The sequence below is a fragment of the Arthrobacter sp. MMS18-M83 genome (assembly GCF_026683955.1).
Taxonomy (GTDB): Bacteria; Actinomycetota; Actinomycetes; order Actinomycetales; family Micrococcaceae; genus Arthrobacter.
The window spans coordinates 3,651,219-3,676,951 of record NZ_CP113343.1 but is presented as its reverse complement, the minus strand read 5'-3'; the positions used below and the strand labels follow the sequence as shown (position 1 = coordinate 3,676,951).

The 25,733-nt window shown below is 61.7% G+C and carries 24 protein-coding genes; 4 read left to right on the top strand and 20 right to left on the bottom strand.

Going from position 1 to position 25,733, the window contains the following annotated elements:
- The first annotated feature begins 17 nt into the window (after nt 1-17).
- Nucleotides 18-590 (top strand): hypothetical protein, encoded by a 573-nt coding sequence (locus tag OW521_RS17465; protein ID WP_268020847.1) that lies wholly within the window; start codon nt 18-20, stop codon nt 588-590.
- 399 nt (nt 591-989) lie between these two features.
- Here OW521_RS17465 and OW521_RS17460 read toward each other — a convergent pair whose 3' ends face one another.
- Entirely contained in the window at nt 990-1,346 is a 357-nt protein-coding gene (locus OW521_RS17460) for a DUF3761 domain-containing protein (protein ID WP_268020846.1), read from the bottom strand.
- 184 nt (nt 1,347-1,530) lie between these two features.
- Here OW521_RS17460 and istA point away from each other — a divergent pair, with 184 nt between their 5' ends.
- Both istA and OW521_RS17450 read left to right on the top strand, forming a co-directional pair.
- The gene (istA, locus tag OW521_RS17455; RefSeq protein WP_268020845.1) at nt 1,531-3,135 is read left to right on the top strand and encodes an IS21 family transposase; all 1,605 of its coding nucleotides are present in this window, start codon (nt 1,531-1,533) and stop codon (nt 3,133-3,135) included.
- The gene (locus tag OW521_RS17450; protein WP_268020844.1) at nt 3,135-3,902 is read left to right on the top strand and encodes an ATP-binding protein; all 768 of its coding nucleotides are present in this window, start codon (nt 3,135-3,137) and stop codon (nt 3,900-3,902) included. The genes istA and OW521_RS17450 overlap by 1 nt, the downstream gene beginning before the upstream one ends.
- A 78-nt stretch (nt 3,903-3,980) precedes the next feature.
- Here OW521_RS17450 and OW521_RS17445 read toward each other — a convergent pair whose 3' ends face one another.
- The 4 genes from OW521_RS17445 to OW521_RS17430 form a co-directional block, all read right to left on the bottom strand.
- Nucleotides 3,981-4,181 carry a GmrSD restriction endonuclease domain-containing protein gene (locus OW521_RS17445; RefSeq protein ID WP_268020843.1) on the bottom strand — a complete coding sequence of 67 codons (201 nt, stop codon included), beginning with the start codon at nt 4,179-4,181 and terminating at the stop codon, nt 3,981-3,983.
- Nucleotides 4,182-5,143: 962 nt separating this feature from the next.
- Nucleotides 5,144-5,638, bottom strand: coding sequence for a hypothetical protein (locus OW521_RS17440; protein ID WP_268020842.1), 495 nt, complete (start codon nt 5,636-5,638; stop codon nt 5,144-5,146).
- A gap of 493 nt (nt 5,639-6,131) precedes the next feature.
- Nucleotides 6,132-8,273: an ATP-binding protein gene (locus OW521_RS17435; RefSeq protein WP_268020841.1), complete on the bottom strand. Its 2,142-nt coding sequence runs from the start codon at nt 8,271-8,273 to the stop codon at nt 6,132-6,134.
- Complete coding sequence (locus tag OW521_RS17430; protein WP_268020840.1) at nt 8,260-8,523, bottom strand: hypothetical protein; 264 nt, start codon at nt 8,521-8,523, stop codon at nt 8,260-8,262. The genes OW521_RS17435 and OW521_RS17430 overlap by 14 nt, the downstream gene beginning before the upstream one ends.
- A gap of 192 nt (nt 8,524-8,715) precedes the next feature.
- Between OW521_RS17430 and OW521_RS17425 the strand changes: the two genes are divergently transcribed.
- A protein-coding gene (locus tag OW521_RS17425) for an IS3 family transposase (RefSeq protein ID WP_268020581.1) occupies nt 8,716-9,863 on the top strand; the annotation gives its coding sequence in 2 pieces (ribosomal slippage) (nt 8,716-8,989 and nt 8,989-9,863; 1,149 coding nt in all).
- Here the strand turns inward: OW521_RS17425 and OW521_RS17420 are convergent.
- The 15 genes from OW521_RS17420 to OW521_RS17350 form a co-directional block, all read right to left on the bottom strand.
- On the bottom strand, nt 9,845-9,994 hold the full coding sequence (locus OW521_RS17420; RefSeq protein ID WP_268020839.1) for a hypothetical protein: 150 nt from the start codon (nt 9,992-9,994) through the stop codon (nt 9,845-9,847). The two genes, OW521_RS17425 and OW521_RS17420, sit on opposite strands and share 19 nt — an antisense overlap.
- An 89-nt stretch (nt 9,995-10,083) precedes the next feature.
- A complete protein-coding gene (locus OW521_RS17415; RefSeq protein ID WP_268020838.1) occupies nt 10,084-11,352 on the bottom strand; it encodes an SIR2 family protein in 1,269 nt (422 codons plus the stop codon).
- A gap of 595 nt (nt 11,353-11,947) precedes the next feature.
- Nucleotides 11,948-12,460, bottom strand: coding sequence for a single-stranded DNA-binding protein (locus tag OW521_RS17410; protein WP_268020837.1), 513 nt, complete (start codon nt 12,458-12,460; stop codon nt 11,948-11,950).
- A gap of 54 nt (nt 12,461-12,514) precedes the next feature.
- Nucleotides 12,515-13,627 (bottom strand): ArdC-like ssDNA-binding domain-containing protein, encoded by a 1,113-nt coding sequence (locus OW521_RS17405; protein WP_268020836.1) that lies wholly within the window; start codon nt 13,625-13,627, stop codon nt 12,515-12,517.
- A 129-nt stretch (nt 13,628-13,756) separates the two neighbouring features.
- Nucleotides 13,757-14,266, bottom strand: coding sequence for a hypothetical protein (locus tag OW521_RS17400; RefSeq protein ID WP_268020835.1), 510 nt, complete (start codon nt 14,264-14,266; stop codon nt 13,757-13,759).
- A complete protein-coding gene (locus OW521_RS17395) occupies nt 14,253-16,070 on the bottom strand; it encodes a type IV secretory system conjugative DNA transfer family protein (protein ID WP_268020834.1) in 1,818 nt (605 codons plus the stop codon). Before OW521_RS17395 ends, OW521_RS17400 begins: the two co-directional genes overlap by 14 nt.
- A complete protein-coding gene (locus OW521_RS17390) occupies nt 16,070-17,530 on the bottom strand; it encodes an ATP-binding protein (protein WP_268020833.1) in 1,461 nt (486 codons plus the stop codon). Before OW521_RS17390 ends, OW521_RS17395 begins: the two co-directional genes overlap by 1 nt.
- On the bottom strand, nt 17,527-19,014 hold the full coding sequence (locus OW521_RS17385) for an SCO6880 family protein (protein ID WP_268020832.1): 1,488 nt from the start codon (nt 19,012-19,014) through the stop codon (nt 17,527-17,529). Before OW521_RS17385 ends, OW521_RS17390 begins: the two co-directional genes overlap by 4 nt.
- Entirely contained in the window at nt 19,007-20,404 is a 1,398-nt protein-coding gene (locus OW521_RS17380; protein ID WP_268020831.1) for a type IV secretion system protein, read from the bottom strand. Before OW521_RS17380 ends, OW521_RS17385 begins: the two co-directional genes overlap by 8 nt.
- Nucleotides 20,405-20,416: 12 nt before the next feature.
- Nucleotides 20,417-20,704 carry a hypothetical protein gene (locus tag OW521_RS17375; protein WP_078108165.1) on the bottom strand — a complete coding sequence of 96 codons (288 nt, stop codon included), beginning with the start codon at nt 20,702-20,704 and terminating at the stop codon, nt 20,417-20,419.
- Between the two features lie 305 nt (nt 20,705-21,009).
- Nucleotides 21,010-21,915 carry an SDH family Clp fold serine proteinase gene (locus OW521_RS17370; RefSeq protein ID WP_268020830.1) on the bottom strand — a complete coding sequence of 302 codons (906 nt, stop codon included), beginning with the start codon at nt 21,913-21,915 and terminating at the stop codon, nt 21,010-21,012.
- A 34-nt stretch (nt 21,916-21,949) separates the two neighbouring features.
- Nucleotides 21,950-22,126, bottom strand: a complete 177-nt coding sequence (locus OW521_RS17365) for a hypothetical protein (RefSeq protein ID WP_268020829.1) — start codon at nt 22,124-22,126, stop codon at nt 21,950-21,952.
- 861 nt (nt 22,127-22,987) lie between these two features.
- On the bottom strand, nt 22,988-23,608 hold the full coding sequence (locus OW521_RS17360; protein WP_268020827.1) for a DUF6308 family protein: 621 nt from the start codon (nt 23,606-23,608) through the stop codon (nt 22,988-22,990).
- Between the two features lie 367 nt (nt 23,609-23,975).
- Complete coding sequence (locus tag OW521_RS17355; RefSeq protein WP_268020826.1) at nt 23,976-24,794, bottom strand: C40 family peptidase; 819 nt, start codon at nt 24,792-24,794, stop codon at nt 23,976-23,978.
- A gap of 299 nt (nt 24,795-25,093) precedes the next feature.
- Entirely contained in the window at nt 25,094-25,726 is a 633-nt protein-coding gene (locus tag OW521_RS17350; RefSeq protein WP_268020825.1) for a hypothetical protein, read from the bottom strand.
- Nucleotides 25,727-25,733: the final 7 nt, after the last annotated feature.

Here is a 25,733-nt window from a genome sequence, read left to right as displayed (position 1 = left end):
GGGCAAGAAGGCATCCCATGGTCTCAAACCCAGTCATCAAGCCGAAAGTTGCGACGCCCGCACTGATTCTCACCAGTGCAGGGGTTGCCCTATGCGCGGTGTTCGTTTTACAGAATCTGACGGTAAGTTGGCCTCCAGACGCAGTCCAAATGTTTGGCTGGGCTGCCGTGCTGCCCTCCGTCCTCATCGTCAGCATCATCTGGTTGATTCGGACCCACCGCCGTCGCAATTGGCTGGCAGATGCCAAGGCAAGGTGGAGCCACTTCGAGGAGGCCAAGCGAGCTCACCGGACGACGGCGGAAATCACAGTCCTCAGCATCGATGCCCTCGAACCCACCGGAGCTTGGATCACCATTATTTGGAACCGCTTCGGACACCTTCAGCGCGCATGGATGGAAGCTCTGGAGGAACCCATCTGGGTCGGATCCGTCCTGCTGATCTCACCGGATCCGTCCCAGGTCACGCCTGGTGCGCCATGGCCGGCCACATACTATGTACAGGCTTCGAATTTTCTTGCCTGGGCCCCAGATAACGAAACTCTGTCAGGACCGATTGTCGGTCCCCACAGCAAATCGATGAGCTTCAAGTAGTCAAACCTCTCTCGTGCCCAGCTGATTGATCGGAAGTGCCTCCCTGCGCCTTGGCTCGCTGCGCGGTCGAGATCCGCAGCGCCCGGCAGGTCGGGATGCTCAATGCGGCGGCTTCCTAGCTGCAGACATGGCACCGTAGTCACCCAGCCATGACCGATCCGAGCCTGATCCGCAGGGATTCGCTGCCCTCTGGACAGCAGTGAACAGGACATGCTCCGCCGGATCGGTCGGCTCCCGGCGTTCCTAATCGAAGCCTATTGGTCCTGACCCATTCGGGACATTTCCGACCCGCGCTCCCTTTCATCATGGCATGCGGGACCCGCGGCCATGCCCGACGCAGCCTGTGAGGTGTGCAGGCGTCGTCGGGCGTTCTTGCCATGGCGGACCTGGGCGGCTATTTTACCAGACGGCGATACCGCCGTGGTGTGGGCATGTGCCGCCGTGGTTTGCCGAGTAGGACAGCGATCCGTCCTTGCACAGTGCCGTCGCTCCTCCACCAGGAACCGGGGCTGGCGCAGCCGGGGCGGGCGCAGGAGCTGCCGGGGCGGGTGCCGCTGGCGCTGCAGGAGCCGGTGCCGGTGCCGGTACCGCGGGCGCGGCAGGTGCTGGTACCGGAACCTGCGCCGGTGATTCGGGTGCAGGTGCGTCGTCCTGGGCGGTGGCGACCGAGGCGGCAGGGGTGGGTTCAGGTGTTGCCGGTGGCTTCTGGTTGGTGGGGGCCGTCTCGTTCGGGCAGTCACCCAGGACGCGTGCCATGGCGTCATGTTCGGCTTGGGTGACCCACAGGTTGTAAGTGATGGCAGATAGCGTGAGTTGGTACTGGCGTTCTGGGTTGTTGGTACTGCGGTTCCGGTGAGTTGGTACTGTCGTGGCTTGTGGGTGCTTCGCTGTGGGTGAGGCGGTGCACTGGGCGCCGCCTTTTCCTATGTGAGGAGGCAGCATGGCCGATTTCAAGGCCATTATGACCCTGGCCGTTGCTGGTCGCAGCTATGACGAGATCGTCGCGAGGGCGGGGTGTTCACGCCGTGACGTGGCCGCGGCGAAGAAGATGATTGCGGCCTACGGCTTCAACGCAGGACAGATCGGGGCGATGTCCCCGCAGGAGATCGCCCGGTTGTTTCCCGATGGCCGCAAGAGGGTCACGGAGTCATACGAGCGCCCGGACTTCGATCGGGTGCTGGCCTCGATGAGGGAGAACCGGCACTTCACCCTCCAGCAGGCCTGGAGCAGGTATCTGGCCTCGGGCGCCGCGAACGGCGGGAAGAAGTACGGGTATTCACAGTATTGCGCCTTGTTCGCCGAGCATGCCCGGGTGAGCGATGTGGTGGCGACGCTGCACCACGAGCCGGGCCGGGCGATGCTGGTGGACTGGGCCGGGGACACCCTGGAGGTGGTGGACGCGGTCACCGGGGAGGTGACCGCGGTTTTCCTGTTCGTGGCGGTGCTGCCGTATTCCGGGGTGGTGTTCTGCCATGGGTACACGGACATGACATCGGTATCCTGGATTGCCGCCCACGTGGCGGCCTTCTCGTTCTATGGCGGGGTCCCTCAGCTGGTGGTCCCGGATAATCCGGCGACGTCGACCCACCGGCCGAAGCGGGGCGAGTCGGCCCGGGTGCTCAATGCCCGGTACCAGCAGCTGGCGGAGCATTATGCGACGGGGATCGTGCCGGCCCGGGCGAAACGTCCCCGCGACAAGGCTGCGGCCGAGTCGGCGGTGAACGTGGTGAACAAGCGGGTGATCGGTTATCTGGCCGAGGAGGTCTTCACCACGGTGCAGGCCCTGAACGCGGCGATCGAGGTCCGGCTGGTCGAGATCAACGAGCAGATCCCCCGGGCCGATGGCAGCACCCGGTGGGAACGCTTCACCGCCGATGAGTCGGGCCTGCTCCAGGCGCTGCCGGCCGACGGGTTCGACTCGGTGGAATGGAAGCAGCTCAAGGTCGGACGGAATTACCACGTCAGCTGCGATTCCCAGCATTACTCGGTGCCCTACACCTACGCCGGACAGCTGCTGCGGGTCCGGGTCACCTCCACGACGGTGACCGTCTTCGACGGGGACCAGGTCGTCTGCGAGCACGTCCGGCGGCAGGGCCGGAAGGGCCAATATTCCACCGATGCCGCGCATGCCCCGACCCGGCACCGGGGTATCGACGGGCTCTGGTCCAAGCGGTGGTTCACGGACCGGGCCCGGGGCTTCGGGCCGGCCACCGAGGCGGTCATCGCCGGGATCATCGACCGACACGCCGTGGAGGCCCAAGGCTATCTGGACTGCCAGAACATCCTGGAGTCCCTGGGCAAGCGGAACAAGGCCCGCCTGGAGGCAGCCTGCCAGGTCCTGCTCGACACCGGTCAGGGCCCGGGAACCTACAGCACGATCAAGCGGATCATGGCCACCATCGACTCGGACACCAAGAAGCCCAGAACAATCACACCGGCGGCGGCCACCCGCAAACCAGCCGGCGGTGCCGACCCCGGCGGGGCCGCGGTGCACGTGCGCTCGGCCGAGCACTACCGGCGTGGCGGCCAGGGAGGGCAGGGCTGATGTTCACCAGCGAGGACCACGAGAAATTCCGGACCCTGCGCATCGCGCACCTGGCCGTGCGATTCGAGGAACTGATCACCGACGAGGCCAATGACGAGTTCACTCCCGAGCAGATCTTCCTCTCCGCAGTGGACGACGCACTCCAACAGCGCCGGGCCCACCGGATCGACAAGCTCATCCGGGCCGCCAGGTTCCCCATCCCGCAAGCCTCGGTCGCCGAGATCAACTACCAGGAAGGACGCGGGATCACCCCGGTGCGGATGAAGCGCTATGCCGCCCACCAATGGCGCCAGGACCCCACGAACCTGCTGGTCATCTCGCCGACCGGTGGCGGCAAGACCTACCTGGCCTGCGCGATCGGGATCGCCGCCTGCCAGAGCGGACACACCGTCGCCTACACCCGGATGGACGACCTCGCCCGCCGGCTGGTCATCGCCCGCGGTGACGGCATCGGCCACCAGAAGCTCCTCAACGAGCTCTCTGACGTGGATCTGCTGGTCATCGATGACTTCCTCACCGTGGGCATCGACCCCGAAGCGGCGAACGACCTCTTCGCGGTCCTGGCCAACCGAGAACACCGCCTGCCCACGCTCATCGCCTCGCAGTCCGGCCCGGCCTATTGGGTCGAGGCTCTACCGGACCGGGTGGCCGCGGACTCGATTGTGAACCGGCTGGCCAACAACGCCCGCCAACTCAACCTCGGCGACGTGGACATGCGACAGCTCCGCGACGACAGGGCCCGTGCCCAACCGGATCACTGGGAATAGACCCCACCCAGGACGTGGTGCCGGCCCCGAGCAGCCAAGCAAAGGGCCGGTACCAAGTTCCCGGAATCCTAGTACCAACTACCCAGACCGGCAGTACCAACAGAAGCTATCTGCCAAAGTGACGTTGACGGAGATCTGCCGGGCGACGTAATCGCAGCGGAAGCTCTTGTTCGGCGGCAGCCAGGTGGCGGCGTCGCCGTCGCCCTTCTGCAGGTTGGTGGGCCCGTCGACGGACTGGAGGTTCAGCGGGTCGTTGGCGAAGGCGGTGCGCTGTTCCACGCTCAATTGCTGGGCGCCGGTCTGCCAGGCATCGCCAAGGGCGATTATGTCGTTGCCTCAAAACTGTTGTGTGTGTGGCAGTAGCCTGTGGAGGAAAGCCCCCGCTCCCTTACACCGGCATCAAGAGCCATGATGGCCTGAGCTCCTCTGGCCTATATGACACTGTTGTAGCAAGGACGCATAGAGGTCAGGTCGTCTTGACGCCACCATGGGCCAGGTGGGCATGTCTTGACTGCTGCTACTACCATTGGATTTCGGCTACTGCTTTCGCTTTATCAACGATGCTCAGATCATCAATGATCAACCGGTCGGTGGCCATGGAAATACCGGCTGGGTGTGCAAAGCCACTGTCAGGTCCTCATCGTCCCAGCCAGCCGTATGCGCAACGGCCTTCACCCGGCCATGACTGCGCGTACTGTTCCTGAGTCTGGCTCAAATTGAAACCCCGGAAGAACGTGTTCGGACCTCACGCGGCACGTTATGAATTTTTGTGCGTCGACGTCTTCAGAATTCTCGTTCGAGACGCCGCTTTTAGTCGGCGGATCCTTGAACAGCCCGAATTCCCTTTCAATCTTTGCCCATAGGGCACGAGTTGCCTCTGTGGCTCGCGCCATTTAAGGCGGGCCGCCAATGGGAGGGGAACCGGGGCTAGAAACATCTTCTGGGTCCGTTGCGAGCTCTGTGCCAGAGTCCAGAACCTCTGAGGTTTGGTCACCTTCCCGGTCGTCATCAGAGCAATGTCCCGACATAGACCAAACGCTAGCCCCTACCCGCTACGAGCCCGGACGTAACCACCCATGACAACTTCAGTCCCTCAATGCAACATCGATCCTGCCAGAGCGTTCACCCGGGGCTAGCCGTACTGGCATGCTTCTGCCATGAGTAGTGGCTGCAGCGCCATCGGCCCGGAGATCGGGCGACTGGGAAAGCTTGGCCGGTACGGCATCTCACTGGCGCGACAACTAGACTTGGGGGACCTCTGCGGTTGGCCAGTCGTTGGTGTTGCCGTCGACTGAGGTGGCTACAGCTTCTATGGCCTCTGTTGAGATCAACATCGCGTGTCCCGGTAGTTGCTTGTGTGTGCCGACGTTCATACCGATTAATAAGCCCCGGGCTGTAACGACAGGTCCGCCCGAGTCGCCCTCTTGTCCCTCCGGAACCATGTAACGGGCCGGTCCACCCTGAATGGTGAGAGTATGCTGAACTGCGCTCAGCTCTGGAAACTCGTTACGACGTCCCAGCATGGTGACCGTGGCTCCGAACTCGTGTTCGCCGCGTTCTGCGGGGAGGTCGAAGATCCTGTACAGAGTGGCCATGTAGTCGTCTTCCTGGATCGGGAGGAGGATGATGTCCTGGATGATTCCAGGTACCCCTGCTTCCGGACGGTGGGCGTACTTGAACCGGGGCAATCGTTCGCCTCCGGGCCCAAGGTCGAAAAGCGAAAGTTCTGCGACCATTGACACTTCATTCGGATCGGAGTCCCTGTTCACGAGGACTATCGTGGCTGGCCAGAAAGACCAATCCAGCCTGGGCATGCGTACGTGATCCCCAAGGTGTGCGACGGTCACAAGGAAGAGCTCGTCGTTGATCCGAACAAGAAATCCACTGCCTATGACGTGCTGGGTTACGTTTCCGTGTGGAAAGGCCAGAAGTGGGATCACCGCGTTGTTGAAATTCACGACCTGACCATAGCTGATCGGGCCCACCATCCCGAATCTCGGCATCAATTATGCAGAAATCAGAGGTGCCGCAGCAGCGGCGCCCCCTGAGATGAGCCTCATCCTGATTTGCAGCAGCAGTGTTCGTGGCGTCAACTGTGACCCTGCACCTCGTGTGCCGAGATAAGTGAATCCTCTCGTTGAGTTCGCCTTCTCTCGCTACTTTCGGGCAGCGCTGGAGGACCTGTACTGCCGGCCACAAGCGTTCCTGCGCCCGATCACAGCCTAGAGGTCAGCTGACTCGACGGAGTACCCGAATCGGTTCCTCCAGCAACTGCCCATCGACGTCGCGCTCATCGACCGTGGGTCCGCTGCGGTCCCACCCTGTAAACCTGATGATTCTCGTCCGAGCGCCTTCAGATCTGGGCGCCAACTTCCGTTCAAGCAACCCAGAGAGTCGCCGCTCATGTGTAGACACAATAAGCTGTCGCCGCCCCCTGAGGTGCCTACACAAGTCAGCAAAACCGAGGACATTTACGTCATCCATTGACTGGACTGGGTCATCCAGCAGTAGGAAGGGTAGTCCGCTGTCATCCATCGACAGGCTCATCGCGATGAAATAGGACAAAGCAACAATGTTGGCCTGCGACGTCGAGAAGATCAGGAGCGGGTCGGCAGCTATGCCCGCCACCTGGTCAATCACCAAGGGGCTCGTAGTCCCCCTCCGATAGTAGGTATCTAGTTCGAACTCGACAGTCTTGAAGGCGGGATGCGGATCCAGCCGGCGGAATATGTCCGCTACCAACGGCTGAATGGAACGCAGCCGCTTTTCAGTGACTTCAACTCGGGCATCAAGCGTTTTCTCGGCGAGTGCCCTGAGCCTCGCGGAACGGGCAGTTTGAGTGGCCAACTGCACCACCGCGGCGGCGAGTGCAGCTTCCAAACTCGTGCATTCCGCGGCGACCCGCTCTATTGCGTTTTGGTCGTTTTGCCTATCGAAAGTCTCCAAAAGGTCGTGAAGGACCCGGCGCGCTCCGCGGAAATATTCCGATGCCGGAACGGCGAGTGAATCAAGAAAGTCTATGGAGTATTGGTCAAACCTCACGAGAGAAACGTCTGCTGCGAGAGCTTCGACGGCGATGCTGGCTGCCTGGTCTGCGGCACTTGACGCGCGCCAGCGCTCAGCTTGTTTCTCCGCTGCGGCAAGCGTCTCCGCAGCCTCGGAGGCGGCAGTTGAAGCCTCACTGAAGGCGTTCGCACGCTCGATGAACGATTTCTGCAGTCCTAGGAGGGTTCCAGTTGCCTCCGCCCGCTGAACCAGGTCACGTTCCACATGCTCACGGTCGATGGGCTGACGACACACGGGGCAATTGTCCGAAAGCATCGGTACTGCAAGCGCAGCCAACTTAGCCACGTCGGCAGCGGTCAGCCGTGCCGTGTTCAGCGCTGACTGTGCCGCACCTCGTAAGGCTGCGGCCGCGTCCTTCTTCGATGTCGCTCGTTCGACAGCGGCCTGGAGTGCCTCGATCGTGTCAGTGCTAGGAGGATCCTCCAAGCCTTCCCGTAGCTGAGACGCACCACGGATGAGCTCGTGAGCGGAGTCTACTAGGTCGGCCGCCCTACCAAACGCTGTCGCAGCGAGTCGAACATCGTCTGGCAGCGCTAGCTTCACGTTGGCTGCGATTAGTGACATCCCGGCGGGCGTTGCCCGCAGTTTTTCAAGAACTTCATTCCGCACGGCATCGATTTGGGGTCGGCTCGCCAATCGTGCTTGCGCTGTCTCGAGTCGGTCCTGAGCTTGGGTCAGCGCAACGAATAGTTTGGAATGTTCAACCCGAACTTGTCCTTCACGGTCTGCAGCTTGCTTCGCGACGGATTTCGTAGCGTCCTCAAAGTCCTCTAGCGCGCCAAGACCGAGAACTGTACTCAACTGCCGGTACCGTTCCGCCGGCTTGGCTTCCAGCACGCTCCGCAGCACGTCTTGCTGCATCAGACCAGAAGTGGTTAGGGCCGAATGGAGGGACAATTCGCTGTGGGGCAAGAAAATGCGTCGAAGCTGTGCCTCTGCTTCTTCGCCAAACAACGGGGCTCCGCCCTGTTGGCTGAGTTCAAGAGTGCTTCCGCCTTGATCGCCAGTACGTCGCAGCATCACCTGCCCAGACGGAAGGCTAAGGTCGATCTCGACCAAAGCCTTTACCCCTATTCGATATTGGTTTACGACATGCTCGACGTTTCGTCGTGAGCGAAGAGCTTCAAGACGTTCGATCTTGCCGAGCAAGACCCATTGCAGCGCATCGAAGAAGCTTGTCTTTCCGGTTCCGTTCGGTCCGGTGACGACAACTGCAGATGCCGACAGATCGAACTCGCGGGCGTCACGAAAACCGCGAAACGCTTCAATTCGTAGTCGGTCGATGGTGGGCTTAAAGGACGTCATCGAGAGATGCCCCCTGTTCGAAAGCAGTAACGGCGCGTTGCGCAAGATCCTCGCTAACGCCCTGTGTGATGAGTGTGTGCAGTAGCGACTCAAGGGCGTCGGTGAGTGCGACAGGTGTCGCAGGGCTCATCGGCTCGATAAAGGTTGCTAGAGCATGCCTGACCGCTTCTGGCGTCGGGTCGACGCCGGTGTGAACGATGCGGCGCACCCGTGACGTATCGTGGTTGATGGCGTAGAGGTCGCGAGTCACGGCGTCATCTTCGGCCGACTTCTCTTGCGTGAGGAGGACGAGGTATGTGTCCCACTTTTTCGGCCCAAGAGCGACAGCCTCGATGCGTCGTGAGACAGCCTCAAAGACTATGTGGTTGGGTCCCCGGGTAGGAGTCCAGTGTTTGTGTGAGTTTCGTGTCCGAGAATGGACGCAGGAGGAATTTCACGCATCATGGCACGCAGACACACCCCCGAGCAGGTCATCGCGAAGGTCCGGCAGGGGCAGAAAATGCTCAACGACGGACGCCCGATGGTCGAAGTCATCAAGGAACTCCAGATCACCGAGGCGACCTGGTACCGGTGGCTGAACCAGTACGGTTCCGAGAAGAACGCCGAGGCATCCAGGCGGACCAGGGAACTGGAGAAGGAGAACGCCCGGCTCAAGCGGCTGCTGGCTGAGAAGGAACTGGCCATCGACATCCTGAACGAGGTCGCGAAGGGAAAATTCTGAGCCCCGAACCGCGCCGCCGTGCCGTGCGCATGGCAGTGGAGAAGTTCGGGGCGTCCGAGCGCCTTGCCTGCAGAATTCTGGGCCAGAACCGGTCCGTGTTCCGCAAGAAGAAACCCGACATGGGATTCCAGGAGGCCCAGTTGCGGGCGGACCTGAGGGCCGTGGCCGTGAAGCATCCCGCGTGGGGCTGGCGGAAGGCCCGCTGGCACCTCCTGGCCCAGCCTGCATGGGACGGGGTGGCGCTGAACAGGAAGCGGGTCCGCCGACTCTGGCGTGACGAAGGCCTGGCCTGTAAACCCAGGGCACGGAAGAGGCGCAGGACCGGGCCCGGCGCCGGGGAACAGAAGCGCCTCACCGCCCAGTATCCGATGCACGTGGTCAGCTTCGACTTCCAGTCCGACGTGACCTCCTGCGGCCGGCACATACGGTTCTTCAATGTCATCGACGAATACACCCGCACCGCCCTGGCAGTCATTCCGCGCCGGTCCTTCAAGGCCTCCGACGTGGTCGCCGTGCTGGAGGACATCATCGCCGAGACCGGCACCGCACCGACCTACGTCCGCTGCGACAACGGACCTGAATTCACCGCCGCGGCACTGATTGACTGGTGCAACACCGCCGGGGTCGATACCGCGTTCATCGACCCCGGATCACCCTGGCAGAACGGCTTCATCGAATCCTTCAACGCCCAATTCAGAAGGGAACAACTCACAGGAGAAATCATGGACACCATGGCCGAGGCAAGGTATTTGGCCGAGGAATGGAAAGCTATCTACAATCATGAACGGCCCCACGGATCCCTGGACGGCATGACGCCGAAACGCTACTGGGAGAACTGGACGCAGAAAAATCAACTAGCTATCGCATAGACGCTGGACTGCCAACGGGGGCCCAACCATATGGGTTCCGCCAGGATTAGGTTTTGAATGGTGTTCATGGCGGCAACGGCGACGACAAAATAGCTGTTCTCCGCCAGGATCAGGTCGATGTTCTCACTCATGGTCTCAATGTGAAAACCCTCCTCGGACAGTACTGTCCTAGTGAAACCTAGGAGTTCGTCGTCTGACCGGCTAGACAATGACGTGGTTGTCACGCCGCGATCACATCATCCGCATGTGTAATGTCAGGCGCCAACGTAAGAGGTCCATCAACGATGTCTCGTTCGTCCGATTCACCCATGATGTTGTTGGGCAGTGACCGGGGCTTCGGGATCGGCCCCACGCCGCCAGCAACGACGAACCGTGGATGAGGCTGCCCCTGGTTATCGTGGGCATGCAACCGATACTCCGCAGCTTGGACGAGGCGCCGCACCGGCACCGTACGAGTCGCGACCAGTAACTCAATTGGGCCCTGAGCGCTGTTCAATACTTGATTCTGGCTGAGTCGGGCGGAGTTCCCCGCGAGACGCCCTAAAGCTATGAGCACTTTAGCCAGCTCCGGGCTCTTGAGGACTGGCTCACCAGCTCGCGGGTCGATGTCGACCTCACGTGCCCACTTGAGCACAGTCAATGAATCAGACTCCAACAACCCTTCAGTTGCCCTATCTAGGTCAGCTTTGAGCCCTTCGTCAGATGACAGGCCGGTACTGTGCTCACTAAGTTGCGCCATGATATAGGCAGAAGCGAACTGCTCCATGAATACGTCGGCCGTTGCGGGGATCTTGTAGTCCTCCCCAAGGTTCGGCGCGACGGTCCTCCACTGCGAAGTCTCCCAGCCGGATTGGATGGTTGGCGTAACGACACGAATGTTGTCGACGGATTCAACCTCGTGGATTGCCTCCTCGATGCGCCGCTTAACATACCCGGCGACGTCACCGATGCCTATAAACACCACAACGGCATTGCCGAGCCGTGCGTGCGTCTGTTCCCGGACCCAAGGAGGTGGGTCTGCTAGATGGCCGCTCGTCACCAGCAAGGTACTCGGCTGTGACGCACAGCCGTGAATCTTGAGAACCGAGGGTGGTGTGATATCCACTAGGTCACGGCTGCTGGTGACTGTCGGCAGGCGCTCCTCTCCAGCTCCCCGCTCTATGCAGTTGTCCCAATTCGTCGTGAGGACGTCAATGGCCCCTTCGAGCATTAGATGAGCCAAGATACGGTGAGCATAGCCGGGCTTAGCTGACTTGAAGTTTGCCGCTATGGCAGATGATTGACGCAAAGCGCTTTCGCCGCCGGGAAGCGCCGCAACCTTATCCGCAACGGCAAGAAGATCCCCGGGGTCAACGGCGTCGAGAACCGGGAAGGCCGCCTTAAGCCGGGTGTGCAGTTCTTTTGCAAGAGCGGCGCCCGTCGGGAGGCTGGTTGGCGGGGACAGGCTGATGCCCGCGCCGGCGTAGATCACTATCTTCCTGGCAGACATTGCTTGAGCTGCCAGATCAACCGCATATGGCGGAACGTTAGCCCTAACCGGGGACGGGGTATGAAGCATGTCGCAAGTCTAGTGGCAACATGGCCCAGTCGATCGCTCATGGTGACTGCCCAGTAACGGCACCGAAGTACGCGTGGACACACAAGCATCGGTGGGGCAAAAGGGCCAATGTGGTCGCTCGGAGCGCGGGGGCGCAGGTGTCGCACACCTTGCCCAAGTGGGGATACTTTCCTATTGGACTGTTCAGCAAACACAGCAGGCGGAACGCTAACAGGTTGTTGCTTCCGCCAGCACAAACCCTTCTTAGCCAACCGCTAACTGCTCTGTCGCGATTGTCGCGACCTGTCGCAATGGTGCCCCGACTGCGCCAATAACGGAAGCCTCGAGGTTCTCAGTCTGGCCGGCGGACCTTATGGAACTGACACCTTAGTTGAGACGGCAACGACCGTTCTTCGTCCCATTCAACCTGTCAATTCCCACGTCGGGACTCAGCAATGCTGAGACCGGACACATCCCTCGGCCCTCAAAAAACAGCAAAGTTGTTCCTGTGCCCGGTCCCATCACCAATCCAGACGAGTTTCCTGTGCTAGTAGCTCATCTCATTCCCCGCCGCTGCCCCGAAAGGGGGCACCACCGCCGGGCTCTTCGTCGCGATGTTGTACACAGGCGAGGCGGTCTCCGTTGCGGCTGACGCCTGGAGATCGGTCACAACGCCAGAATCCGGCCCAGCAACGGCCGTGTGCGCCGATCGCTGATAGACGGCAGTGCCGAAGCGCAGGTCCGGGCCGATCGTGTCGGCAACGATGCGACGTGCCTCTCGCTTTTCGCCGTCCTTCTCATACGAACGGAATTCGAGCTCGCCCGCCACAGTAACTGGGTCGCCCTTCTTCAGGGAGTTCGATGCGTTCTCTGCGAGCGCACGGAAGGCCGAGACGTTGTGGAAGACGGGTTCACCGTCCTGCCAGGTCCCGTCCGGTCCCTGGATTCGCTGGTTGACGGCGACGCGCAATTTGGCGTGGGCTACACCAGAGTCGCCGTAGGTGAGTTCTGGGTTGGCGACGAGGTTGCCGGCGATGCTGATCGGGATTTTGGTGCTCATAGTTTTGTCCTTTCCGACGCCGACGGGTCTCTCCCGCCGGACAATTAGCTGGAGTCAAAGTCCAGGGCCCGCGATCGAAGGTCCGTCTACCGATGGCCTAGGCAGCCCAACGCCCGAGTAGGACACCGGCTCAGTCAGGCGAGGACCGGCTTCGACGGCGGGGACCTTGCCACCGAACCCAGGTGGATGAGTGACTTCAAGGATCCCCCTTGTCGCAGCCGTGACTCGTCCGAGCACGGACTTCGCGATATCCACACGGGAGGCAGGCATTCTGCTGCCCGCATCCCACCCCGATGCACCGGTCTCTGTCTCGATCACGGCGTCTGCCCATCCGGCCAGGTACGACGCCGACTGGGATCCGCGGTCAATCCCGTGCGCCCGCAGAACTGTGTAGGCGACCGATTCCGCTTCGACTTCGGCCAGCCCGCGGTGGTCCGCACTGCTGCCGTAAAGGCGTCCGACAGCATCGTCCGGGCCGTGCAGGAGGACGTGTCCGAGCTCGTGCGCGAGCACCGCGGTGCGTTCCTCTGAACTCAGCCACGCACCCACCTGGACTCGGTGCTTGGCGAAGTCCGTGTAACCGCTGGTCAGCCCGTACTGTGGGTCATCGACGTGGACCTCGAAGCCATGCTTGTGTGCGACCTCCGCCAGCGAGTCAAAGAGCTCCGAGGCGACGACGCCGGGCCGAGCCACGTCCCGCGGCACCAGCAGCGGAGTCCCTTGAGTCTGCGAGACATCAAAGACGGTTTGCGCGCGCCAGCCTGTGATGACCGTCCTTTTTCCCTCATCGGCGGCGCCCGTGGGAGGCTTCTCCCCTACCCGGATCCGCTGCCGGGTCCCGTCGGGAAGCGTGAACTCCTGCATACGTGCCGTGCGCGGAGCGATCACCCACAGCGCGTGTTCGCCCTTGAGGACAGTGCGGCCGTGGCGTTCCCATTCCCTGAACCCGGCCACCAGGGTGGGCTCCTCGGTGCCGCGCTGGGCCATCTGAATCATCAGCAGAGCGACGTTGCCGCCGGAGTATCGCCAGAGAGTGGCCGAAGCGTCCAACAGCACCTGCCAGTAAGACGGCGATTCAACAGCCTTTTCCAGGATCGAGTGGAGACCATCCGTAAGTGCCGCGATGCGTTCTTCCGGCGTCAGCCCCGGCGTAGCGGGCCGGGTCACACCGGAGTCTGGCCACTTTGAACGCGGAGCGCTCTCACCTCTGGAAGCCACAACGGCCACCTCCATGCCTCTTGAAACCGCACACGCGGATATCCGTTCATGTCCCCCTGCCGGGCTCACGGCATGACCTCAGAGCTCAACACCAGTTTGATGGTGAGCGGTCTGCCACTCCAGGAACTCCGGTTCCTCAACCGCGAGGAGCCTCGGGGCTGGTTCTTTGTGCGTTTGCAGGCCGACGCAGCCGGCCGTGCGGGTGTGGGTTCTTAGGCGTTCGACGGCGTGTGGGAGCCGCTCGTGAAAGGCCAACGGTCCGAAGCCGGCATCGTCGGTGGCGTAGGAGACCTGTTCTGCCCGCTGAAGGGCGTAGAGCTCGGCGACGATCTCGGAGTGCTTCCACCAGCAATCGGGCACCACAGACGTCGTCAGCTGGTAGGTCGCGACCAGCCATCTCACCCAGTCTGCGAGCGCAGCCCAGACGGTTTCGGCCTGCTGAGGGCTCATGTCCCGCCAGCGATAGGTCGTCCCCTGCAAACCGTTCGGAGCTCGGAAGGCCGAGCGGAACAGCTCGGCTGTTAGCTCGTCGTCGTCAGCTCCGGCTGAGGGAATGTCAAAGTGTTCGACGTCGTCATAGTTCCCCATCGTTGGTTCCTTCGGCTATTTGCTGTCGCAACTTGTGTCCCTCGGTGAGTGCGCGTTCGGTCTCAGCCTTGGAGCGTCCAAGTTCGGCTGCGTCCTTGCGTTTGTGCCATTCGCGCAGGTCCAACAGGATCGGTCTGGTGCGCCGGCCAAGCATGAGGGCCGTGCCGGCAGGCAGCCGGCGGATCTCATCGAGGGCGATGACGGGACTCTCCCGGATCTGTTCTCCGTCCTGACGGCCTTGGGAGGACCATGAGCGCGTGGTGAGTGTGAGGCTCCGCTCCCCCAGTAGTCCGGCGAGTGAGCGGAGGTCCCGTTCGTCGGAGCCGCCGCCGAAGATCACCTTGATGATGGCCGAATCCCAGATGGTGGCGGCCTCGTCGATGGACCACCCGGTCCGGGCCTGGGACAGCGACTGCAACACCACGAGCGTTGAGATGCCGATTCCGCCGCCGTCCGAAAGGGCAATAGGCAAACCCGGCCACGGAGCGAGATTGGCGATTTCGTCGAGAATCAGAGACAAGGGTGGATCGAGTCGACCGCCCGGCGAGACGAACGCCATTTCCCGGGCGGCATAGTCAATGTCGTCTATCAGCGCCGACAGATACGGGCCTGCCGCTGCGGCTCCTGCTCTTGTGCCGATCAGATAGAGCGTTCCGCGATCACGGATGAAGCTCTTCGGATCGAATTCCTCCGACTCGTCGTGTGGGTCTAGTGCAGCCAACACTTTGGGCGAAGACAAGGGCGCGACGGCGGCCGAGACCCCGATCCAGGAATTGGAGGTATTCCTGGGATCGTCTTCGAGGATTCCCATCAGGTCGGCCTGCCACCCCAGTGCAGCACCCGGGCGGCTGAGAACTTCCAGCGCGTCACGGGCGAGCACCGGACTAGAGGACCAACGCCGAAATGCACGGACACCTTCGCCGGACAATGCCGCCGCGTGGAGAAGGCACTGCAGGACTAATAGGGAGCGTTTCTGCCAGGCAGCGTTTTCGCCTTTCATCTCCGTGTCGGCGGTGATAACCAGGGCCCTGCGTGTGGCGATATCCGGATCCCGGCAGCCGCGGACCGGAGACCAGCGCAGCGTGGATGGCAGTCCTGACATTCCCTGTGGGTCGAATACGGTCACGGGCCTGTCGCCCGTGGCGCGGGCTTTCATCGTGACCACGAGGTTGTCCGCCCGGGTGGACGTCGTCACCACGGCGCCTGGCGCATCCAGAATGGCATTGATCACCACGTAGAGTCCCTTACCGGAACGAGGTGCCCCCTGGATCACCATCGATTCTTCTGTTGAGACGTGAATCGTGATGCCGCGTGAGCGGCCGAGCGTCCAGGCCACGTCCTGAACAGTCGGGTCGCTTAGCCCGGGACGGGTGAACTTCCCGCGCCTACGGACAGCTCTGGCCCCGAAATCGTGCAGGATCTCGGAGCGGCGCGCGATGCCGTCGCGGTTCAGGATCTCCTGCCGCAGCCACGACCCTGACTGCGTCCACCTGCGCCAAGCCCAGATCCCGCACACCGTGAGCGCGGCGACCGCGACGAGCACAGGTCCGACCAGCCACCACACATCGGCCGTGCTGACCTCGCAGCCGGGATCGCGGCGCACAATCCATTCGATCCGACCCGTCAGGAGTCCGACGGCGGCCGCCGGATTTGGGGGCGACGGCGGCGTGGTGCCGCACTGCCACGTGACGACGAGGCGGGCTGCTCCCTGGACGAAGAAGGAGAGACTGACGAACCCGGAGAGCGTGACGAGTCCGGCGGTGATCAGGGGGCTCGTGTTTCCTGCTCGTGGGTGAGTGAACATCAGATCATCCGGTCGTCGGTGCCGAAGACTTCCAGCTCGTCGGTCGTGACGCGGTTGGCCACGATGAAGGAGCGGTTCCCGATTTTCCAAAGCCCTACGCCCTTGGGAAGGTTCTCCACGTGTTTGCATTCGGCTTCGGTCAACCCGAGGGCTTCCTTGGTCAGGCGCATGGCATCGTGCTTCTGGCGGTAGATGATGCGGGTGTCGGCCTCGGTGAGGAGCCCGAGGGCTTTTTGGCGGTGTCCGCTGGTGCTGTCGCCGATCTCGTTGAGGTCAGCTACCTTGTGCATGATGAGCAGGTTCGCGATCCCGTAGGTGCGGGCCAGTCGCCACTGTTCACTCATCTTGGCCAGCATGTAAGGATCGGCAAGCATCCGCCAACCCTCGTCATAGACAACCAGCCGTTTGCCGCCGTCGGGATTGGTGACCGCCGCCTCCAGCCAAGTCGCGCCACACGCTGCGGCGAGTGACAGCGCCTGCTCAGAAGCGCCGATCAGGGCGGAGGTATCCATCACCATCATGGGTGCGTCGGCGTCGAAGGCGACTGTGGAAGGTGCGTCGAACATGCCTTCCAGGTCGCCTGATACGGTGCGCCTCAGCGAGTGGCTGACAGCGGTGCCTCCGTCCCTGCCGACGAGCCCGATCGTTTCCTTCGAAGGGTTCAACAGGTGGTCCAGGACCATGGGTAGCGTCGGGTTCGAGTTCTGTGCGACCGTCTCCATCAGCGCCATGTCCAACGCCGTGTGCTCCACCGGGCGAAGGGACATGCCCTGCCGCATGAGGGATACCAAAGCCACCAAGAGGTAGCGACGGCGTTGGCGGACGACGGCCTGCCACTGCGCCTCGCTCAGCGCGCTGGAACGCGGACCCGCGTCCAGGGGGTTCACACGGGCTGAGCGACCGGGGCCGACGGAAATGACTTTGCCGCCAACGGCCTTGGCCACGGCAACCCATTCGCCCTTGGGGTCAGACGCCACGGCCGCCTTCCGTCCCAGCGTGATCGAGCGGGCCACCAAGGATTTCCCGCACATGGATTTGCCGGTGCCGACGGTGCCGATGACAACGATCGATGGGCCGCTGATGACGCCCTTGTCATAGAGAATCCACGGATCGTAGGAAAAGGCCCCGGATCCAAAGACGTCCGTGCCGATGTACGTTCCCTCGTGGCCCAGACCCGATTCAGTGATGAACGGATAGGCCGCCGCAAACGTCAGCGTGGAAGCGCGGTGGGGTGCTGGACGCAGCCGGTGCGGACCGCGCAAAGAGTTTGGTTCCCTACTTCCCCAGTCCCCACCGTGTTCGGTACCATCCAGCCGGTCGTCGAGCCTCTCTCCGAAGCTCTGCAAGGCAGACAACCACGGTCCGCTCTCCCCCGCTCCGTCGTGCCGGCGTCGTTCCTTCCTTTCCCGGCGGTTGCCACCCGACGGGAGGTATTGAACATTTTGGGTGGTCCGCTTCATCGGAGCCCCCTCCCGAACGGAAGGGCACCGGCAACGAACGCCGCCCATTGCTGCCCGGCCAGCAACCGCAATTCAACGAAGGCCCCTGCAGCCGCCGATTCAAGCTCCTGCCTGTGTCTCGCCAGATCCTCGAGCGTTGCTGCGGTTATCGTGACGTATGCAGCGGGCCGCACGTCACCGTGGCCCGCGACGATCTCTTCCTCCCGCTGGGCGACTTCCTCTTCTTCTGCCCTTTGCTCACGCGTGAGGGGCCTGTCGAACCTTGTGTTGATTCGACGCCGGGTTTCATGGGCTTCCTGGGCAGAACGGATATCCCGCAGCGCCTCAGTTGTGGGCACTGCTCGGATCACTTCAGTCACCGTATGGCGGAAATCTCCCACGTAGATCAGCGGATGCAGAAAGCCCGGAAAGACCTTCTGCCGCGGCCACTCAGCGATCCAGAACGTTTGATGAAAACCGGAGTCGGTGTGCACATAGGTCCAGTGCTCCTCGACGGCCATAGGGCCTGACGGCTGCGTGGACGCCGTATCGCTGTGGCGCTCGGGTTCGGTGGCTGGTGCCGGCCGGTGAACGGCGACGGCGGCCGGGTCGAAGGCGCCGCGGAGGACGTCAAGAATCCCGTCCTCGGGGAGCCACTCCTCGACCTTGACGCTGTGGGTTCCCAGAGCCGTGGTTATCGCCTCCACCTCCAGCCGGAGCACACGTTCAACGCCCACCAGACCCCCGCCCGACTCTTTGATCCGCCGTCGGGCCTTGGCCGTGTCCACAACAAGAGTCAAAAGCAGATCGTGGCTCATCGCCGACCCAGCTGCAGAAATCAGATCCTCATACGAACGCTCGCCCCAGCTCAGTTCTCCTGTGTCTCCGATCCGATGCGGTACGGCGTGTTCGTAGAAGTCACGCAACGCCTGCGACGGATACGGAACCGTGTAGTCCTGAACGGCAATTCTCGCCACAGTGCTGCGCTGGGCCATACCTGCCTGAACACGTGACCAGGCCTGCACAGCCCAGGCCTTGTCGTCGGTATCCAGAAGCGCAAAAGACCTTGTGCTGCACCGCAGCACCGCGATGGCCTCCCTGCCGCGGGGGTCCACGATGATGCACTCACCGGTCGACGTCCTCCGCAATTCGAGGTTTCCCAATCCGCCGGGCAGTGCCAGACGGCCTGCCAGGACCGCCTTCTCCGGCCGTACGAGAAACCGGGTCTGCCTAACCAGCGATCGATGGAAGAACAGGACAGCATGGCATGCCCATACGGGGTAGGGAATCCGCGAGTACTGCAGCAATCCGAGCAACATCAGGGCGAGCCACATCGGCCCCGACGCGAATAGCCCGACCGCTCCGTTAGCGGCCGAGGCCACACTTGCCACGAGGACGCCACACGCCAGCAGGAGCAACTGATACCACTTCAAGCCCATGAACAGGCCGCGACGTTCGTAACGAGGAAACTTGACGGCCTCGAGGGTTCGCGAATTCTCAGACACGGGAATCACCGTCTTTCGGGGGCGGCATGACCGTTTGTGAGCGGGGCGATGGGGTCGCCGCCGGCGCTATCGAAGGAGAGGCCTCAGGAACTGGCGAGGGACGCGACGCCGAAGGCAGAGGTGGATCGTCAACGACGCTGGAAACCGGCCCCGTAGTCGGTGACACCGAATTCGATCGCGGCTGCCCGCCGACACTTTGCGCCCGACGGGACGTTCGATCCGGAGCCGAGGGCGCGGCCTCGAGCATCGCTGCTGGTTTGCCACCGGGACTCCGGGACGGCGTAGCGTCCGAAGGCGTCCCCGGCCGCGGCACTCTTGGTGGCAATACCTGTGGCGGGTTTTGCTTACGGCTCGACGAGATCGGGCGAGTCATGGCCGATCGGGCAGCCATCCCGGCGAGCGTGAATCGGCCCCCCGCCTGTCGGCTGATCTGCCTTGCAGTGAAACTGGAGCTGCGCGAAAGGATGTGGCCGCCGCCCGCGGTTTGTGCAGCCGCCGCCAGCTCCCCGCCGGCAAAACTAACAAGCCGTAAGGCCATCAGAGGAGCGCCGCACGCCAGGGTCATGCCCACGACGCCGGCAGCCAGTCCAGCGAACGACTTCGACTCGGCGAAAAGTTTGATAGCAACCGCCAGAACCGTCGCGGCCAGAGGCTTGGCCAGGAGCAGCGCGATGACGATCTCGCACCACCGTCGTGCCCAGGATTTCGTTTTCTCCCACGGCATGAGCATGAGGGCGACCGGGGCGACGGCGGCAAGCACGATGAGCGCGAATGACCGGAAGATCATCGAGCACATAAGGATGAAGGCCAAAATCCAGACAACAATGACGGCCATCGCCGTGACGATCACTGCCCCGGCCGCCCCGCTGCTCGAGCCGGGAGCCAACGACACCACGTTCCAGTCCCGGCCGGATCCCGCAGGTGCCCGCTCGAAGCCGAAGAGCCGCATGAACACCACGTAGGGATCCGTCCCCATGGAGTCGAGGAGCGCTGCGGCAGCGGAATCGCCGACCTTGGTGAGCTGACGGGCCAGGAATACCGCGCCCGCCACCATGGGAATGGCGACGGCGCCACCAACTAAGGCCCTCACCAAGCGGCCGGGCTGCTGGCTGATCAGACCGGATAGCAGCTGAAGGATCATGGCAACGACGAGCGGGGTCATCATGACGACAACCCACCAATTTGTCAGCCCCTGCACGGCGATCCACTGCGAATCATCTACATTCGAGACGCTGAAGGCTCCCGTGATGAATGACCAGATCCAGGACGCGATGTTCTGGAGAATATCCGCAAAAAGGGCCGTGACTGCTCCGAGGAAACCATCGTTCGCCTGGGAGACAAGGCCACACCCGGGCGGCCACCATCCGTTCAGGTCACACTGAACCGGCATTACGGATCGACCCTAGAATCCGAGCGGGAACGCCGACTGGGACCAAAGAATGTAGCCGTTGATCCCGCCAAGGATCGCAGCCACCGGACCAGTCCAGAGCAAGATCATGCCGCCCCCGGACGCCAGCCGCGACGACTGGCTCAACTTGCCAGCCAAAAGCATTGCCGCACCAACGATCGCCACGATCGCGATGACAATGAAGGCACCGACCAGGATGCCGCCGCCGATCTCCTTGAGCGAGGCAAGAAAGGGAAAGTTAGGATTCGGGGTGATCCCAGGATCCACCGCTGCCAACAACATCGAGTGCTCCGTCCGTCGTCTTCCAGAGGAATGAGCTGTCTGGGCTCACGACTTCATGGAGGCGACGGCGCGGAGCGACATGACATCTTTCGCGCATTCGGGATGGGTCAACTGAATCCGCTACAAATCCGTCGTTAATCGGGTTTGAGTCCCGTCGTACCCATTACGTTTGCCCACGTCACCGCAGCATCACACGTGAGTTGACGCATTTGGCCACCCCATAGACGAGGAGTCGGATCGCGGAACACCCCCTGGAGAAGAAGCGTCCTCAATGAACGAACTGGCGTTCAGAGATGCGTGCTTACTTAGACTTGCTGCCCGGCCCATTGTTTGATCCATCGAGAACCGTGGGAGCCCCAAATGAACTTGGTGAGAGGAGTCTGCTCAGAGGCAATCGTCATTCTGTGATACGCAGTAAGAACCGCCTCCTGAAGCTCGGAGTCATCCTCGAGGAGGGAAATTTTCAGCCCCTGGCCAACGGCTTCCTCGAAGCCAATACGCTTGCCATGGCTCTTATGCTTTGAGGCATCGTTGAAATGCCGCGCCACAGCCAGCCCTTTGCCTTGGGGATCGGAGTCCTGCTTGAACATGTATCGTGCCAGCCAGTCACCAACAATCTGTTCAGAATAGTCGAGGGCATCCTGTGCTTCCTGGAGCAATGACGGACCCAGCACCGAATTTACTGGTGCCCATGCGTGGGCCAATATCGGGTTGGCTACGATCGCCGCCTGGGCTGTCTGAAACTGCTCAACCACTGCGCGTGCAGAATGACTTCGCCCGGCAGTGAACTGCATCTGAGGATCGATAGGTCCAAGCTGACCATGCTTAGCAATTACGATCTCGTCCGATGCCAAGCTGATCATCGTCCCGGCTGACATGGCATATGCAGGAATGATGACCTCAAAGCTAGAGTACATCTGGCGCAAGTAAGAAACGATGCTCTCAGCCGCATTCGTAACGCCCCCAGGAGTGTGCAAGATCAGAGTGAGACCCTTGCTCCTGTCAAATCCATTGATAGTTCCCATGAATCCATTGATGTCTTCACGCGTGATTATGAGGTTCTCTTGCGGCACGGCCTGCTTCTGAAGGAATGCCGAGCCATAGAAGATAACATTCCGGTCACTGCGCAGCGACGAGATCTTTGCCAAGGAATCCGTGAAGCCGTCAGTCAGCCACTTATCCTTGCCCTCGGCGTCAGGCAGAGCGTTCAATTCGTCCAGTAGGGCATTCCAAGTCGACAAATTTCTACCTTGCCATCGACAAAGTAAGCGGCGCGGGCTTCGGTGCGTAGAACTCGGGCAGCGTCGAAGGAGCCTCAACCGCAGACGACAGCTTTACGAGTTCGGCGTACTCCTGAAGTGTGCCGCGCCCAAGTTCCAACAGCGATGCACTCAAACTGCTTTCTTCGTGCGTTTCCATCATGATCCCGTTCCCTCGTCTGGTTCGCTTCCTTGCGCCAACTGCTTGCGATACTAGCGCAACCATTCGGCCGTAGCTGCTGCCACGCGGCCTCAATGAGGCTGCCCGGGCGGATTGACTTTTACCCCGCCGGGCCTACCTCACCGCTCCCTTGAAGACGGCCGGCCTTGGGCTGAGGTAGCGCGGCACGTCAAACCCTAGGCGCACGGCGTCTTGGCCGGCCGGTGGAATGTAGTAGCCCACCTTGGTTGTCTGCGTGTCCCCTGGGAGCAGTGTCCACATTTTCGGAAACACCCAGCCTTCCCAGCGCCCGAAGTTTGCCTGCTCCCCCAGGGATCCGTAAGTTACAGACGGGCTACCACCCATAGAAACGAATTCAGAGCCATCCAACTGCTGCGCGGTCCCGTTGTGCACGGTGACCTGAAAAACCGATGTGGGCCCAACATCGCTGAGACCAGAGGGGACAGGCTGTAGCCCGAGGAATGTGACCGTAAAAGCAAGCCCAGATGGCAGCGTCACAGTATCCCCCCAAGTAGCTTGTCCAACTGTCGGCGACGATGTCGGTATGAGTGATGGCGACGGCGTGGGCGCGTCAGTCGCCGACGCGGACGGGCGGCTGACCGTCGATTGCTCTGTAGCACCGCATCCAGTCGCACCAAGCAGTACGAAAGTGATGCTTATGGCCAGCAGCCTTGCACTGATCATGCGAGTCCCTCCTACGTGATTTCGCCGGCCGGCCCCACGGTCATGACGCCAAGGGTACGGCCCGCTAGGGCCGCATGAATAGGGATGCGCAACTCGTCGCCTAAGTTACGTTAACCGCGGTGGTCGACCCCTCTTGTGGAGAGCCATTCGAAGCAGACTCTATGTCCTGTCCTTCATGTGCATCCAAATGAGGATGTCAGCGAGCCGCAGCACGGTGAGTGGGTGTCCGTCCGGCGTCTTCTTTGTGCTTGCGAGTGCCGTCAGCCAGGGGCCGTGCTCCTGGAGATCCTCCCACAGAGCCTTCCGTAAAGCCGCCGAATCCCTTCTGTTCCGCACGCCGTAGAAAGTGCGGACATACGAGTCATTCAAGGGGACAATTTGAGGCCGACGGCGGTGCAGAACCTTGGACACTGTCGTCGGAGTCCATTTCGTATAGCCGTCCGTGGCGGTGTTGGCCGCAGACAGACTTGCGACTGCCGCTTCAAGCGCCTCGTATGTCTCGTACGACTCGAAGGGTGGCAAATCCTTCAATTCAGCCAATGCGACGTCGAGGGCGACGCGCAGGCGCTGTTGCGGCCCAACACCCTCGGCAAACAGTGGAATAACCTCTTGCCAGCGCAGGCTTAAGCTCAAGAGGTTGGCCATTAGAACATCGCTTGGCGAGAGTGGGGCAGCAATATCACCCTGGACGTCATAGGTGTTGAAGGCATAGTGGCTTGATGGAGAGCAGTACCGGTCAAGAACCTCGGGTGCCGTCGCTCTGAGCGAAGCCAAACTCATTCTGGTCATAGCCTTCTGATTCCGTCCTGTCCGATGTCATGTCCAGCTAACTGTCCCACCTCAAATAGCCAAAGGCGCGCATAATTTGCAGATGCTTTAGGCTCTCCGTCGACGACGTCTGCGGTTATCCGTTCAGAGCCTGGATGGTGAAGCGAACGTGCAGCCGGGGTACGGAAACGCGGGCGGCTGGCAGGCCGTCCGTAGCCCTCGCCGAGTCAAGCGGCCATCCTCAAGGCCCAAGTCCTAGTACGACCGGAGACAGGCCCGCACGGTCCCCGGGGGCGTCGCCAGGATGCCTAGCGCCATTGAGCAGGATGGTCGTGAGCCCCTTCTGCTTCATTGTGTCTTTCGCCGAACTTGGCCTGAATTATCTCAGGAGATCAAAATATGCCGTGCCCGTGTTCCAATCGACAGGATGCCGCAACGTCCCAGCAGCCGGGTTCAGCGCGCTGTACATCATGCCAGCGCCCGCATAGATGCCGACATGCCCCCAGTTGTTGGGCCCCTGCGGGTTCTGCACCACCAAATCCCCGGGCTGCGGATTGTCCGTTTGATGCCCCACGGTCCACTGTTCTACACGTGGGAGGTTGATCCCCACCTGCTTGTAGATCCATTGAACGTAACCCGAGCAGTCCCAGGATTTGAACGCCGTTCCACCCCACACGTAGGCCCCGCCCAACCCTTCTTGAGCGAAGTGCAGGATGTCCTTCCGGATCTGGCTCAAATTTGACGTAATTCCCGGCGCCGCCGAACCGTTAGGAGAGCTGTCGCAAGACGCTGGCGCAGTGCCGCCTGCGAGCGCGTCAACGATTGCCGTTGCCTCCGGTTCCCGCCGAGCGTACAACTCAGGAAAGGCCGACACTTGAACAGCTTGGGCAGCCCTGCCCTTATCCATGGATTGCCAGGACGGGACTTCAAGCAGACCGGGCGGGTTCCCATGGTTTGGACCGGTGGGTCCACCATAGAAGGCCCGAGCGTTGTAGTTAGGGTCCATCAATTGCTCGACGGTCCCCCAGCCGGAGGATGGACGTTGCTGGGCGGTGCCGAGGGAGTCGTGGTCGCTGCCGACTCCGTCATGCCGTATCAAGAGCGAAGCAGGAACGTTTGTGTTCGCCAGGACTCTTAATCCGGATTCCTGGAGGGCCATCATGATCGCGATGATTTGGCCGTCCCTGGGGACGCCCATTTGTTGTCCAACTGCAATGTAAATCCGGGCAACTGCCACTTGTGCGGGAGTTAGAGTGGCCGGGGCCTGGCTGGGTGGCTGAATCTCCAGACCAGTGGCTTCGTCCGATGTCGGCTGTGCATTGGGGATCGTACCGAACGAGCAACTACTAGAGGTGGTCGCCGAGTTGGCGGCAAACACTGCCACTCCAGCGCAAAACGCCAAGGCACAGATCAGGGTCAGTGCCGTAACTACAGCCGTCGATTCCCGCAGAATAGCGCGGCGCTTCGCTAATCCGGCCAGAACCACGGGAGAAGGCATCAGTAGACGATCCTGCTCGGCGTCGCGTAGAAGCCAACGACTACACAATGATCGATCGGGGCTGTAGTGGCCGGAGGACAATTCAGAATGACGCTCACGGGAGCTGCATAGGCGTTGCGGTCCGAGTTCGATTGATCCACAACGCTCAGAGTGGCTGTGCAGACGTGAAGGCCAACCCACGGCGCCGGGTGGTCGCGCACCTTGGCCAGCTCGCCGTCGCACACAAGGGACTGGACCGTCGCCGAACGGCGCGCCCGCTCCCCCGCCAAGGATGCAAAGGTTCCCGCGTTGACGCCGGTTGCTTCGAACTCTTGGACAAACACCGTTAGGGGGTTGGACCCGTCGGGCAGAACGTCCCACCAGTCCCGGAGCCGGGAGTAAACCTCAGAGTACGACGCCGTTCGCGTGTCCCAGGTGTAAATCGCCGTCGCTGCCGTGCCGGCGAGTCTGCGGAAGTCCGTTGTGCGCGGTTCGCCGATTGCGCGGGGCGTTTCCGACGCGGAAGCTGCGGTCGGCGATGCGAATGGCGAGAAGGTCGACGACGTGGCCGGTCCTGTGGTTGCCGGGCCCGCCGTCGAAGGTGAAGGAGGCTCCGTTCGGGTTCCGCCCGCAGGGAGTGCAAGAACGATCATTGCTGCC